Genomic DNA, 13,885 nt, shown 5'->3' with positions numbered 1-13,885 from the left:
GTCGTGGCCATCAAGCTTTCCGACCATTTCACCTACGGGCGCCTCGTGCGCTTCGCACTGCCCTCCATCGCCATGATGATATTCACGTCCATCTACAGCGTGGTGGACGGCCTGTTCGTGTCGAATTTCGCCGGCAAGGAGGCGCTGGCGGCCGTGAACCTCGTGTTCCCGCTGGCCATGGCGCTGGGCTCCATCGGATTCATGCTGGGCACGGGCGGCGCCGCCCTGGTGGCGAAGACGATGGGCGAAGGCGATGCCGAGCGGGCGAACCGCCTGTTCTCGTTCATAACGATCGCGGCGGCGGTGGCGGGCGCCGTCTTGATCGCGGTAGGCGCCGCAGCGCTCGAACCGGTGCTGCTCCTTCTGGGCGCCCAAGGCGGCCTTTTGGAGCAGGGCCTTCTGTACGGGCGCATCCTGCTGGTGGCATTGCCCCTGTTCATCGTGCAGAACGTGTTTCTGAGCTTCTTCATCGCGGCGGAGAAGCCGCAGGTGGGCTTCGCGGTGACGGTCGCAGCGGGTGTGACGAACATCGTGCTGGACTATCTGTTCATCGCCGTTTTGGGCTGGGGGATAGCGGGCGCCGCAGTTGCGACCGCGGCGGGCCAGGCGCTTGCCGCCGCGGTATCGGTTGCGTTCTTCGCGCGCAGCAAGACGAGCCGCCTTCGCTTCATGCGCCCGGCGGTGGACTTCCGCGCGCTGGGGGCGGCCTGCGTCAACGGTTCGTCGGAGCTGATGACCGAGGTGGCCGCGTCGGTGGTGAGCATGCTGTACAACTACCAGCTCATGATGCTGGCCGGCGCCGACGGCGTGGCGGCGTACGGCGTGATCATGTACGTGAACTTCATCTTCACGGCGGTGTTCTTCGGCTTCTCCATGGGAACAGGGCCGGTGGTGAGCTATCACTACGGCGCGCAGAACCGGACCGAGCTCAAAGGGCTGTTCCGCAAGAGCTTCATACTGGTGGGAACCACAGGCGCTGTAATGTTCGCCGCCTCGCAGCTGCTGGCGGCGCCGCTGGTGAGCGTGTTCGTGGGCTACGATCCGGAGCTCGCCGCCATGACGCTGCACGGGTTCCGCATCTACGCGGTGGCGTTCCTCGTGTGCGGGTTCAACATATACGGCTCGGCGTTCTTCACGGCGCTCAACAACGGCAAGGTATCGGCGCTCATCAGCTTCATGCGCACGCTCGTGTTCGAAACGTCCACGGTCATGCTGCTGCCCATCGTGTGGGGCATCGACGGGGTGTGGAGCGCCATCATCGTGGCGGAGGCGTGCGCGCTCGTGCTGACGACGTTCTTCCTGGTGTACCTGCGCAAACCCTACGGCTACGCGTAGGGTTCGCCTGTCCGTCCCCCTATCTCGCGGAAGCGCGAGGAGCCGCGGTTAGCGATAGCAGGTGGCGGTCATCTTCGCGATCTGCTTGCCGAGGTCGTCCTCGACCGTGACGGTGTAGAATCCCAGATGGCGGCCCGGCTTGTCGCAGACGGCCGTGGCGGTGAGCGCCGCGCCCTGCGTGGAGCGGAAGAAGCTGATGGAAGAGTCCACCGACACGGTGGGCTCTTCGCCGATGTTGCAGCATATCGCCAGCGCGAAGTCGGCCAGCGTGAAGATGGCTCCGCCCATGACGTTGCCCATCGCGTTGCGGTGCACGTCGGCCAGTTCCATCGAGCACACGGCGCGCCCGTGCTCGCCCGACACGACGCGGCAGCCCGCCGCCTCGGTGGCGAAGCGGTCGTTCGCGAACACTGCCTCGATCTCCTCGAGCGTGGGATCGTCGGAAAGCATCGCGCGCCTCCTATTCCGCCGGCGTGGCGACGGCGGCGAACAGCTCCAGCCATTCGCCGTCCTTCACCGTGACCGTCTGGGTGCCGCCTTTCAGGACGTACTTCGTGTCGATGATGGTATCGCCGTCGAAGTCGAGGCTGTTCATGACGTAGGCCGCGCTGTCCTGGTCGGCGACGGCTGCCGCCTCGTCCTGCACGGTGATGGCGTAGACGCCCGCCGGGATGTCGGTGCCCACATGGTACAGCCCGCTCTTGTAAGGCGCTTCGGGTTTGAAGTCGGCCTGGTCGGCCGGGTACATGCGGTTGTCGCCCGCGCCCATGAACACGACAAGGTCGCTTTCCTCGAGGTCTGCGAAATAGTTGCCGAAATACGTGAAAACCGATTTCACGTCGTAGCCGCCCGACGAACCGTTGCTCGCGAATACGGTGAAGTAGCCTTCCTCGTCCATGCTGCCCTCGAAGAAGTAGCGGCCCGCTTCGATGTCCTGGCCTGCGCCCACGCGGTACACGCCCGAGGAGCACTTACCGTCCGCGATTTCGCTCGGCAGGTCGCCGGCGGCTTCCTTGATGGCCTCGTAGGTGTGGTACCCCGAGCCGTTCGAGTTGCCGCCGGAGCTGCCGTCGAAACCGTCGAAGGGGAAGCTGTAGCCGTAATCATCGAAGGGGTAGGAACCTCCGTATTCGTACGGGCTGCCGTAGCGGTCGTCCAGCATGACGGCGCACGATACGCAGCCCACGCAGCCGCCGATGCCCAGCAGGAGCACGAGCAGGCAGCCCGAGAGCACCCATGGCCACGCCCGCCTTTTCGGCTGCGCGGGCTCGGCGGGGTAGGGCGGCTGCGCCGGGTAGCCGTACGGAGGCTGGGGTGCGGCACCGTACGGCGGTTGGCCGTAAGGTTGCTGCGGGGCTTGGCCTCCGTACGGCGGCTGCGCGGGCTGGCCATACGGAGGATGGGGCATGCCGTAGGAGGGCTGTTGAGGTTGCGGCTGCTGAGGAGCGTACGCATTCCCCGGCAGCGGAGGGGGCACGGGAGCGCCGCCCGTCGGGGCAGCGGGCGGGTTCTGCCGGCCGTCGAGGCCGCCGGGCTCGTTCCGGTCGTCGCGTTCGTCGGCGTGTTGCTCGGGTGCGGTCATGCGATGCTCCTTGCCTCGAGGGCTAATCGGTCGGGGGTTCCGGGTTCTCGTCTTCGTCGGGGAGGAATACGGCCGCGGTGGCTTCGACGAGCTCGATCGCCTGCTGCGGGCACGCGTCCACGCACAGGCCGCATCCGATGCAGTAGCGCGCGTCGAAGGACAGCTCGCCGTTCTCGGGGCTGGGGAAGCGCGCGCCCGTGGGGCACGCGGCGACGCAGTCCAGCGAGTTCGTACAGCGGCTGCGATCCGTTTCGGACAGCACCACGGGCACGCGCGCCGCGATATCCGGGTTGCGGTCGATGGCCTCGAGCAGCAGCTGGCGCTTCGGCCACATGACGTGCTTCGTGCGGCCCTGCGGAACGAAGTCGTTGAATTGCACGCCGTCCACGAGGTTGAGGCGCGCCCGGGCTCGTGCGCGCTCCTTGCGCTCGTAGAACTGCTGCAGCACGTCGGAGTTGCGTAGGCGGCGCTTGCCCGACGCGATGTCTCCCACGTCGCTCACGAGGTTCGTGAACGCGCTGCGGCGGTCGACGCCCTCGGGGTTCGCCAGGTCGCGGACCAGGTTCTCCTTCTCGGGGATCTCGTCGAGGTAGCCTACCTTCGCGCCGCTCCACTCCTCGGCTGTCTCCACGGCGTGGGCGTACAGCATCTCGCCCATCTCGCCCGCCCGCTCGCAGTCGGCGCAGTAGGCGAGGTCGGCCGCGATGCGCACGGGGATGTTCTCCGTCAGCACGAGCGTCCAGAACTCGGGCGACAGGCATGCCAGGCACGGCAGCACCACCACGTTGGCGGCGGGCTCCAGACTGGGAAAGACGTTTTCCTTGCAGGTGAGCACCACGTCCTCGCCGCGCAGCGCGATGCGGCGGATGCGCGCGTGCACGTCGATCATCGTGACGCGCGAGGACGAGAACGCGTCGCAGATGCCTAAGCAGATGCCGCAGCGCGTGCAGGCGTCCGCGTTGATGGTCGGGCGGCCGTCCTCAGCGAAGCCGATCGCGTCGTGCGGGCAGGCCAGCGCGCAGCGGCTGCAGTCGGCGCCGCGCACGCGGGTGCAGTAGTCGCGCAGCACGACGATCTGGTTGGGACGGCCCTCCGTATCGGCGGAGGGGCCGTCGGCCTGCTCGGGCATGTTGTCAGGGGCGTCAGCCACCGAACACCTCTTTTGTCACGTAGTCGATGCGGGCCAGCACGTCTTCGCGGGACAGCAGCTCGATGCTCTCGAACAAAGGCGGCGACACCATGTTGCCGCACACCGCCACGCGCAACGGCTGGAACAGCAGCTTCGGCTTGAGCTCCAAGCGCTCGCCCTCGGCGCGGCACGCTTCCTGCAGCGCTTCGGCCTCCCAGGCCACGTTCTCATCGGCCAGCACGCCGCGGCAGGCGCGCAAGGCCTCGTCGGCGCGCGCGCCCTCCTTCTTCAGCACCTTGTTGACGCTCTTCTCGTCGAGCTCGCGCACCTCGGGGCCCCAGAACATGAAGGCCAGCTTGCCGGCGGCATCGTCGAGGCGCGTAAGGCGCTCGGCCACGAGGGGGTAGAGTCCCAGGTAGAAGTCCGGGCGCGCTTCGACGTCCTCAGGCGTGGCGCCGATTTCCTGCAGCCACGGCAGCGATGCCTGCACCCAGGCGTTCGCTCCCATCTCCTTGATGTACTGGCCGTTCATCCAATCGAGCTTCGTCTCGTCGAACACGGCGTCCTTTTTCGTGACGCGGTCGAGGCTGAAGCGCTCGCATAGGGTTTTGCGGTCGATGAGCGTCGTTTCGCCGTCCAGCGACCAGCCCAGAAGCGCCAGGAAGTTCACCATGGCGTCGGGCAGGTAGCCGCGCTCGCAGAACTCCTCCACGCTGGCCGCGCCGTGGCGCTTCGACAGCTTCTTGCCGTCGGGACCCAGGATCATGGACAGGTGGGCGAAGGTGGGCACGTCGAACCCGAGCGCTTCGTAGATGAGGATCTGGCGGGGGGTGTTGGACAGGTGGTCGTCGCCGCGGATGACGTGCGTGACGCCCATGTTCGCGTCGTCGCACACCACGGCGAAGTTGTAGGTGGGAGAGCCGTCGGTGCGCACGACGATCATGTCGTCCATCACCTCGGCCGGGAAGCTGACGTGGCCGTACACGGCATCGTCGAACTCGATGGCTCCGCGCTCGGCGGGCACGCGCAGGCGCCACACGTGCGGCTCGCCCGCCTCGATGCGCCTGGCCGCCTCGGCGGGATCGAGGTCGCGGCAGGTGCGGTCGTAGCCCGCGTAGCCGCCCTCGTTCGCTTCAGCTGCGGCGCGCTTGGCGTCAAGCTCGTCCTTCGTGCAGAAGCAGGGATACACGCTGCCGCGCTGCTTCATCTGCTCGAGCGCCGCGGCGTAGGTGTCCGTGCGTTGCGTTTGGAAGTAGGGTCCGGCGGCTCCCCCCACCTCGGGGCCTTCGTCCCAATCGAGCCCCAGCCACTTCATTGCGTTGAGGATGACCTGCACGTTCTCCTCGGTGGAACGCTCGGGGTCGGTGTCTTCGATGCGCAGGATGAAGTCGCCGCCCATGGCGCGCGCGAACGCCCAGTTGTAGATGGCCGTTCGTGCGCCGCCCACATGCAGGCGGCCGGTGGGGGAAGGTGCGAAGCGCACGCGGACTTTCTTGTTCTCGTCAGTCATGGTTGCGGTGATCCTCCAGATTGGATGATTTCTCGTTTCAAATCCTCGAAACAGGGTTTCGGGGGCGAATGCCAGTATAGACAACCTGGCTCAAGCCGCAAACCGCGCGCGCCGCATCCTCATCAAAATGCTCGACCGGCACGCTATCGGTGCGTTGGCGCGCGCTTCAATGTGGGCGCGTCGGGCCTCGGTCGTGTCGGGCCGGAATCCCGCATTCCGGGTGGCGGAGGAGCTGCCCGATTGGCCCCTGCCGCGAAAAACCGCGTTTTCTCCCATGTGCCGGACTTATGTGCACCTCTGCTTTGGGAAAACGCCCCTTGTGGGAGGTGGTGCGATCTTTCGCCAGAGAAAACCGCAGGTCAGAAATTAACCAAGTCATACTTTTTCCTTTTCAGCGCCCTGAGAGGTGCGCATAAGTCGGGCACATGGTGTTTTTCGGCCCTTTTCGATGACGCGAGCGCGCACAACTCAAGGACTTGTCCCCGTTTCGGTTTCCGTGCGCTGCGCAAGGGGTGCTGGGGAGAGGGGCGGGGGCGGTTGCCTTTCATAGCGCCCGATTCGCCTATCGCTGCACCAGCAAGCGGTGGAGCTCGATGCGACGGTTTGCCCATGCGTCCCAGCCCGGTCCGAACTTCTTGCCCAGGGCGCTGGCCACCAGCAGCGCGACGCGTTCGAATTCGTAGTAGTTTCGAGCTTGTCCCCAAGTGAGGGTCACGACCCGCGTGCCCAGGTGCTCGATGCCGTTGCGCCGGATGGCGTCCTCGGAGGCCTTTCGGTCGCCTCGATGGTGCTTGTCGCTGTCGTATTCCACGGAGATGTTCGCGCGGGGCCAAAACAGATCGGGAAGGTACGCCGATTGCGGCAGCGCACGGCGGTTTTTCCTCGTCACTTCGAAACACGGGTTCAGCTGCGGTTTCTCCAGGCCGAAGCCTCCCATGCGCGGATCGAATACCATGGTTTCCGCGATGTCGGTCTCCATCGGCGACAGCGAGTTGTCGCACGCGTAGCGCAAGGCCCGCTTCACGTCGGCGGCTCCGCGCACTCCTCGAGCCTTGTCGGCGAAGCGCTCGATGCCGGCGACGGTCGTTGCGGGTGGCAACTCGGTGGCGTCGCCTCCTCGGCCGTCGGGTAGGCGGTATCGTCCGCAGAGCTCGTACAGGAATTCGACGAGCAAGGGGAACGGCGTCGACGGCGCGATCGACAGGCAGGTGAGCTCGGGCGAGGCGACCATCACGTGGCGCGACAGCTTGACGAAGGATCGCTCCGGTAATCGATGCGAGCACACGTGGAGCTTCGTCCTCTTGCATCGACGGCGCGACGACGCATCGGGCACGAGGAGGTGGATTGGCTCGGAGAGCCATCCGACCCCCGCTTCCTCGAGGGCTGCGAGGTCCGAGGCGCTGAACGGAGGCGTCTCGCGATCCTGTCCGAACGGCGTGGCCGCCCTCGCACGGTTCTTCGCGCTCGGGTCGGCTCTCCTCCAGTATTCGACGGCCGACGCATCGGCAAGGTACAAGGTCATGTCGCTCCTTCCCGGTGGGGCCTACTGGGAAACGAATGACATCTTACCAGTTCAAATACTAAAAATATACCGATTTGGGCGCTGGAAACGCGCTGGGTTTTGGCTAGATCCGCGTAGCATTTCCGCTAGATCCGCGTCGGTTCTGCGCGGCTTCGCAGGTGGGAGGGGCGCCCTACGCCCGTTTGCGGCGCAGCAAGGCGCCGACGACGACGGATGCGATGGACAACAAGCCCGTCGCAGCGAGCCACACCGCCCCCATCCCTATCCAGAACTCGGGCGGGTACATGGTGATGAGCAGCGAGTCGTAGGAGAACGTCCACGTGCCGTTCGCGAAGAACAGCGAGTGGAAGGCGGCGAAGAAGCCGTTGAAGTCCGCGACCACCCATGCGGCCAGAAGCGCGAACACCGCGATGACCGCGATGCCCGCCGCCATGAGCACGCCGCCGAGCGCACGGCGCCCCACGCGGACGGCCATGTGCGCGCAGGCGGCTACGGCCACGAGCGCGACGACGATGAGCCCGATGCGCGCGCCCGCCACGACGTGGTACACGTCGTCGAGGTGCGACAGGGCGTCGGCGGGCAGCGTGTACTCCTCAGGCGCGGCGGCCAGCTCGTCGGGGGCGGCGTCGGCGTAGGGGGTGCCCGCGCCCTCGTTGATGGCGTGCAGCATGGAGAACACGGCCTCGCGGTCGTTCGACCCTACGGTGTAGTCGCGCGTGGCGACGGCCGCCTGCACCAGCTCGTCGTGCGAGAACGGCGTGCCCGGGTTGCCGTTGCCGGAGAACGCTCCGGCCAGCATCTCGGTGGTCTGCGGAAACGCCGCGCATGCGGCGAACCCGGCCGCTACGAGCGTGATCGCCAGCGACGCGACGGCCACCACGGCGGCGAGCTTGTTCATCAGATCGGTCATCTCTCGTCTCTCTCTTCTCGCGACGCTCCCGCGGCATGCTGCGCCGGCAGGGCGCCCCCGCCCCGCCGGCGTCGAAGTTCCTAGTCCACCCAGATCGTGGCGGCGGTCATGCCCTGCATGTCCTTCGAGATCGTGGGCAGCGGCCCCAGGCGGCTGAACACGCCCTGGAACACGCCGTCGTACAGGTACAGCCCGTTCAGGTTGTTGTACAGCTTCGGGGCGTCGGACACCTCGTCGTCGGCCAGCTGGTCGATGCCCGTGTCCGGCGGCAGCGTCTCGGTCTTGAAGGGGCGGATGTAGCGCTGCACGATGAACGGGAAGCCCGCGCGGCCGTTCGCGAACTTGTCGATGAGGCCCTCCCATTCCTCTTGCGACACGTAGCAGCCAGCGTACACGTCGTCGGCGCCGTAGTGGTCGGTGGGCTTGATGATCCACTCGTCCTTGTTCGCGCGAATCTGCGGCACGTTGATGTAGTCGTCGTCCAGAAACGCCGTCATCGGCACCGTCTCCTCGATGAACGAGATCTCGTCGCCGTCCAGGAACTCCAGGGTCCGCTCGTCGAACAGCACCTTGAATATCTGCTTGTCGTGCACGATGTGCCCGGCGAAGCTGCCGATGAGCGCCACCTTCTCGGCGCGCACCGCGTTGAGAAGCTCCTGGGAGTCGTCCCAGTGGTCGATGACGTCGTTGGTCACGCAGCGCCGCCAGATGGCGTCGATGCGCCGGCCGTCCTTGTCGTGCAGCGCATCGCCGTCGAAGGAAAGCTCGCGCACGTCGGCCACCACGCACTCGACGCCGCGCTGGCGGAACAGATCGGCGTAGATGTGGAACTCGTCCACCACGCCGTTCTCCAGGTAGTCGCAGATGGCGATCCGCGGGTTCTCCACGCGGCGGGCGTAGGTGGAGTAGATGTCCAAGAACGCTTGCACCCACGACTCGAACAGCTCGCATCCCTCCACCTGGTGGCGGCTCGCGAACTCCTTGAACGTTTCGGACTGCGCCACCGACGTGGTGATCTCGCGGTTCTCGTTCATGCCCGACGAGCCGTCGGCGTTGAACTCGCAGAACTTCACCCGGTAGTCGTCCTCGTCCAGGAACGTGTCCACGCGCGCGAACGGCAGCACCGAGTCGTAGCCGCGCGGCAGCAGGATGAGCTCTTCCAGACGCGGGTCGAAGTCGAAGGCGCGCCGGTACTCGGGGTCGGCCAGGTACCGCTCGATGACCTTGACGAGGATGCGGTGCGCGGTTTCCGCCGTCTCTTTCATCGTGTCGTAGGTTTTTCTATTGAACAGGCGGGGGATGAACGAGCACGCCACCACGCGGTGGTGCACGATGGCCGTGGAGCTCTGCATGTAGTCGTAGGCGGCGCGACGTCCGGCGACGTCGCCGCCGAGCGCGTCCATGATCTGGAAGTACTCGCGCGTGTAGTCGGCGTTGGTTGGCATGGCGATCCTTTCGGGACGCCGCTCCCGAAGCGGCGGGGCGTGCTCGGGGCGGAGGCTGGATTTCAACCAAAAAGTCTACCACGAGCCGAGCGATGCGATCGGGGAAGTTGCCGTATCGCCATATGAAGGGCGAGGAGGCGGAATCTTCCAGGACTTGGTCGAGGAGGTTAATTGCAAATGTATATGCACATATTTGTGCATAGATTGCAGAGGTGCACGTTTAGTGCTGTAATTACATTGCTTGAAACTCAGTCCCCCGATTTCTTGGGCCTAGGATCTTGGATGCTTCGCGGGGTTAATTGTCATTGAATGCTAAAGTAATTGTTTCATTTTACATGTTGGGTTACAAGTCGCAGCGTCACCTTCGCATAAGTAAAAACACGTCTACTGCCTTGCGTATGATTCCTTTGTGTTGGTGATGTTCACGATGAACGGTTCGCTCTGGCCGTAGCAGACCCCATCTTTGATCAGATAGCATTCGACATAGTGTTCACCTAGGTATGAGGTTTCTTCGCCCCTGAACCTCCGTCCATTAACAATCTTCCCTTGGTAAAAACCTCCGCGCAGACATTTAGCCTTGGTGGCTTCTGCTCCGTCGTTTGTGATCTGCCATTTTACTTCATAGTGCTTGAGATCGTCTGCTACTGCATAAAACTTCAACTCCGCCTCTTTAGGAAGAGGATCTCCAGACTGGAACTGCCTGAATATGCCGCCTCCCCAGCATTTTTCCGCTCGAATACTGACGGGCACAATGTCGACTATGGGTAGACTCAAGGTTTTGTGATGAGAAAGGGAGGAAATCTTTCTCAAAAGCTCCGAAGCAGTTCGAGTTACGAGGCCTGAATTAGTGGGCAGTCCAAGCGACCTTCGCATTTGCGTACGGACATCCTTGGGGAAATCATTTCTGAGCTCACACCCAGGTGAGAGCAAGTCTGATATGGCGGCCTTGATCCATTCATCAAAGAAGGAGGCATCTTCGTCAGACCACTCCTCTAAGAAGTTCTCGAGCTCATTCGCCGGGTTGCAGAGCCTGTAGCCTTCGTTGTCCTTTTGGATGAAGCTAGTCATTGTCAAGAGTACCTGAGACATGTCCTCGAACCACCCAGCATGGGTAGCAATGCCCTCATACGCTTTGCCTGCGAGAGTAGTGATTACGATGGATCGCGGAGCGGAGTGATTGGGCCGCTCGCTGAACCAGATGTCCCTATGACGCTTCAGAATCTGGACGTACTGCTGTAACGGGGCTTTTACCTCGTAGACCTTCATCTCCTCGACGGAAGCGTACGCCCTTTTCTCCGCAGTCCGGGTACGATACTCGTTGAACATCGCTGCGTCCAGGAACCAATCTGCGTAACCCGAGGGATTCGTCGTAAGCCAGTCTTGGGTGATCTGTTCGTAGTCGTCTCTGCGCTTGTCTGTGTGTGCGAGAAACTTGGCTTCAGGCTTGAATTCCAAACCCTTGAATTTCATTGCTCTCCGATGCCATTCGGTATTGTCGATCGTCGGCAGCACGTCCATGTGAAAATTGGCTTCGTCAGCATACTCCAGGGTCCAGCATCTTTTTCCGTCGCGTGGCTCGTGCTCCATGTTGTGTTTCGAGGCGTATCCCCTAACCTCAATGCCCACTAGAGACTTGAACTGCTTTTGAGTGATGTCCGATTTGGTCAAATGAAGGAGATTACAGACGATGTCCACGTCATAAGACCCATCGTCTGTAATGGGCTTGATTGCTGTTCCGGTTTTGATAGATCCCTGCAGGGAAATCTCAGGGTCATATTGTCGGATTTCTGAATCCCGCCTGGTCAAATATTTGGTTAACGCAGCGTATGCCGTCTCTGCTTTTGCGTAGTAGCTGTCAGGCATTTCGATGTCAGACAGGTTTCCCCTGAGCTGTCCTTCCATGTAGTTGTTGAACCTAGCGTCCATCGCTGATCACCCACTTTGCGCTACCTGCAATGTTTTTTGAAACTCCATCTACGGACACACATTCTCTCGTTATATCTGTTTCTTCAACGAGTATGAAGCGCCTTTCGTCATCACCATTCATAGCTGCTCTTATTTCCCTTTCGGCCGCCTCATTCAAGATAACCTCGTAGATATCGAAAACGAGCAGTTCGTCCATTCCCATCTGACTTTTATACTGAACTTTTGTGGGCGCTCTTTTTATGAACTCAGGCTCAAAAGTATCAATCGCATTCTGGACGGACAGGCAGCCGGAGGCTACCAACTCCTCATGGAACTCTCGCCAGGTGTCTACTTCGCGGCCGATGCGGGCATCGAACCAATTCATGAACTTAAGGAGGTTCTTGCCTGGAAGCGTGATTCTGATATCGTCTTTTGCCTTAGGTCCTTCTGCGAACTTTGTATCGCGCTCTATGCCTAGCTCCTCCCTTATGATTTTCGCACTTGGAAAAAACTTGTAGACGCCTCCAACAGGCTGGTACTGGTCAATATTTCCACCGAGAATGAGTAAATATCGCTCGTCGATTTTAATTCTGAATAGATATGCAGCGCTAATACGAATGCGCTTCTTTTGCTTTGTTATCGAAGTACCCAACAAAGCTAATCTTCTCCTGTTTTCTTTTAGCAAGCGCGCACAATAGCCGAGGACGGCGATTGTCGCAGCTCCTATCAGATCCCAAAAAAAGTTCTCTATCATTTTGCTCCTACTTGTTTAGGGTCATTCTCGATGCGGGTCTTCTGAAACCACGTTACGATGCCGTTCTTCTTAAGAGCCACTAAGCCTAATCATTCAAGATTGTATCTCATGAGGATGGTTTCTGAGTCGGATTAGTTGGGTCATAAGGTCAATTTAATGTACGGAATTCACCTCCTTAATGATAATAGGGAGCGCGCTTCGCCGGGGCGCGCGGCGCATGCGAACGGCGCGGTCGTGGGGGTTGCGCGCATGCGGGATTTTCTCTATTGCGCGGACGGTTCTTTCAGGGTACCATCGGCAAGGTTTCACGGGGATTCCGGCTTTTCGCGCGGTTCTCTGTTTTATCAAGAGTCGGGGGAGAGAGTTGGCTCTGTGATCCCGACACCAACCTGGCGGATACGCCAAGGTGGTCCGGCCTACAGCGATGAAGGAGGAACGTATGGCCGAAGAATGCTCTACCTATTTGTTCACGTCCGAGTCGGTCACCGAGGGTCATCCCGACAAGGTGTGCGACCAGATATCCGACGCGGTGCTCGACGCCATCCTGGCCAAGGAGATCGAGCTGGCGGCCGCCGGCTACGTGGCCCCCAGCGGGCAGCCCGCCGATCCCGCGCAGGTGCGCGTGGCCTGCGAGACCATGGCCACCACCGGCATGGTCATCGTCACCGGCGAGATCCGCACGCAGGCCTACGTCGACGTGCCCGCCATCGTGCGCGAGGTGCTGCGCGACATCGGCTACGACCGCGCGAAGTACGGCTTCGACTGCGACACCTGCGGCGTGCTGAACGCCATCCACGACCAGAGCCCCGACATCGCGCAGGGCGTCGACGAGAGCTGGGAGGCCCAGCACGGCCTGGACGAGGGCGACCCCTACGAGCGCGTCGGCGCGGGCGACCAGGGCATGATGTTCGGCTACGCCTGCGACGAGACGCCCACGCTCATGCCGATGCCGGTGTATCTGGCCCACCGCCTGGCCGAGCGCCTGACCGAGGTGCGCAAGAACGGCACCATGCCGCTTCTGCGCCCCGACGGCAAGACCCAGGTGTCCGTGCGCTACGAGGGCGGCCGCCCCGTGCATGTGGAGAAGGTGGTCGTGTCCACGCAGCATGCCGAGGAGATCGCCCACGACGAGCTGCGCGCCCAGATCGTCGAGAACGTGGTGAAGCCGGTGCTCGAGCGCGAGGGCGTGGCGCTGGCCGACGACGCCGAGATCCACGTGAACCCCACCGGCCGCTTCGTGGTGGGCGGCCCCATGGGCGACGCGGGCCTCACCGGCCGCAAGATCATCGTCGACACCTACGGCGGCATGGGCCGCCACGGCGGCGGCGCGTTCTCCGGCAAGGACTGCACGAAGGTGGACCGCTCGGCGGCCTACGCGGCGCGCTGGGTGGCGAAGAACGTGGTGGCCGCGGGCCTGGCCGCTCGCTGCGAGGTGCAGGTTGCCTACGCCATCGGCATGGCGAAGCCGGTCAGCGTGATGATCGACACGTTCGGCACGAACGCGGTTCCCGAGGCCGACATCATGGCCGCGGTGGACGCGACGTTCGATCTGCGTCCGGGCGCCATCATCGACGCGCTCGACCTGCGCCGCCCCATCTACCGCTTGACGGCCGCCTACGGCCACTTCGGCCGCGAGCTTCCCGAGTTCACGTGGGAGCGCACCGACAAGGCCGACGAGCTGCGTAAGGCCTGCGGCCTGGCGTAAGCGACAACCGTAGAAGCATGTGGCGAACCGCCCGGCGATCGCGCCGGGCGGTTTTGCTTTTGCGGCGCGCGGGACGGTGCCCTGAGGG

The 13,885-nt window shown here is 62.9% G+C and carries 11 protein-coding genes and 1 riboswitch; of the genes, 2 read left to right on the top strand and 9 right to left on the bottom strand.

The window, feature by feature from the left end; all coding sequences use genetic code 11:
- The first annotated feature begins 3 nt into the window (after positions 1 to 3).
- Positions 4 to 1,335 carry an MATE family efflux transporter gene (locus GT590_RS06400; RefSeq protein ID WP_226843950.1) on the top strand — a complete coding sequence of 444 codons (1,332 nt, stop codon included), beginning with the start codon at positions 4 to 6 and terminating at the stop codon, positions 1,333 to 1,335.
- Between the two features lie 48 nt (positions 1,336 to 1,383).
- Here the strand turns inward: GT590_RS06400 and GT590_RS06395 are convergent, their stop codons facing one another.
- From GT590_RS06395 to GT590_RS06355, 9 genes are all read right to left on the bottom strand, one after another.
- Positions 1,384 to 1,785, bottom strand: coding sequence for a PaaI family thioesterase (locus GT590_RS06395; protein ID WP_009304575.1), 402 nt, complete (start codon positions 1,783 to 1,785; stop codon positions 1,384 to 1,386).
- A gap of 10 nt (positions 1,786 to 1,795) precedes the next feature.
- Entirely contained in the window at positions 1,796 to 2,917 is a 1,122-nt protein-coding gene (locus GT590_RS06390; protein WP_161170963.1) for a hypothetical protein, read from the bottom strand.
- A 22-nt stretch (positions 2,918 to 2,939) separates the two neighbouring features.
- A complete protein-coding gene (locus GT590_RS06385; protein WP_161170962.1) occupies positions 2,940 to 4,067 on the bottom strand; it encodes a 4Fe-4S binding protein in 1,128 nt (375 codons plus the stop codon).
- Entirely contained in the window at positions 4,060 to 5,556 is a 1,497-nt protein-coding gene (gene gltX / locus GT590_RS06380) for a glutamate--tRNA ligase (protein ID WP_161170961.1), read from the bottom strand. Before gltX ends, GT590_RS06385 begins: the two co-directional genes overlap by 8 nt.
- A 562-nt stretch (positions 5,557 to 6,118) precedes the next feature.
- The gene (locus tag GT590_RS06375; RefSeq protein WP_161170960.1) at positions 6,119 to 7,078 is read right to left on the bottom strand and encodes a hypothetical protein; all 960 of its coding nucleotides are present in this window, start codon (positions 7,076 to 7,078) and stop codon (positions 6,119 to 6,121) included.
- A 172-nt stretch (positions 7,079 to 7,250) separates the two neighbouring features.
- On the bottom strand, positions 7,251 to 7,988 hold the full coding sequence (locus GT590_RS06370; RefSeq protein ID WP_161170959.1) for a DUF1461 domain-containing protein: 738 nt from the start codon (positions 7,986 to 7,988) through the stop codon (positions 7,251 to 7,253).
- An 80-nt stretch (positions 7,989 to 8,068) separates the two neighbouring features.
- The gene (locus GT590_RS06365; RefSeq protein ID WP_161170958.1) at positions 8,069 to 9,433 is read right to left on the bottom strand and encodes a glutathionylspermidine synthase family protein; all 1,365 of its coding nucleotides are present in this window, start codon (positions 9,431 to 9,433) and stop codon (positions 8,069 to 8,071) included.
- 384 nt (positions 9,434 to 9,817) lie between these two features.
- Entirely contained in the window at positions 9,818 to 11,359 is a 1,542-nt protein-coding gene (locus GT590_RS06360) for a nucleotidyltransferase (RefSeq protein ID WP_114532393.1), read from the bottom strand.
- Positions 11,349 to 12,092 (bottom strand): hypothetical protein, encoded by a 744-nt coding sequence (locus GT590_RS06355; protein WP_161170957.1) that lies wholly within the window; start codon positions 12,090 to 12,092, stop codon positions 11,349 to 11,351. The genes GT590_RS06360 and GT590_RS06355 overlap by 11 nt, the downstream gene beginning before the upstream one ends.
- Before the next feature lie 338 nt (positions 12,093 to 12,430).
- Positions 12,431 to 12,523, top strand: a riboswitch (SAM riboswitch).
- An 8-nt stretch (positions 12,524 to 12,531) separates the two neighbouring features.
- Here GT590_RS06355 and metK point away from each other — a divergent pair.
- A complete protein-coding gene (gene metK / locus GT590_RS06350; protein WP_009304567.1) occupies positions 12,532 to 13,797 on the top strand; it encodes a methionine adenosyltransferase in 1,266 nt (421 codons plus the stop codon).
- Positions 13,798 to 13,885 lie beyond the last annotated feature (88 nt).

This window comes from Eggerthella sp. BIOML-A1 (assembly GCF_009875595.1).
Classification (GTDB): Bacteria; Actinomycetota; Coriobacteriia; order Coriobacteriales; family Eggerthellaceae; genus Eggerthella; species Eggerthella lenta.
This window is presented reverse-complemented; position numbering and strand designations above follow the sequence as displayed.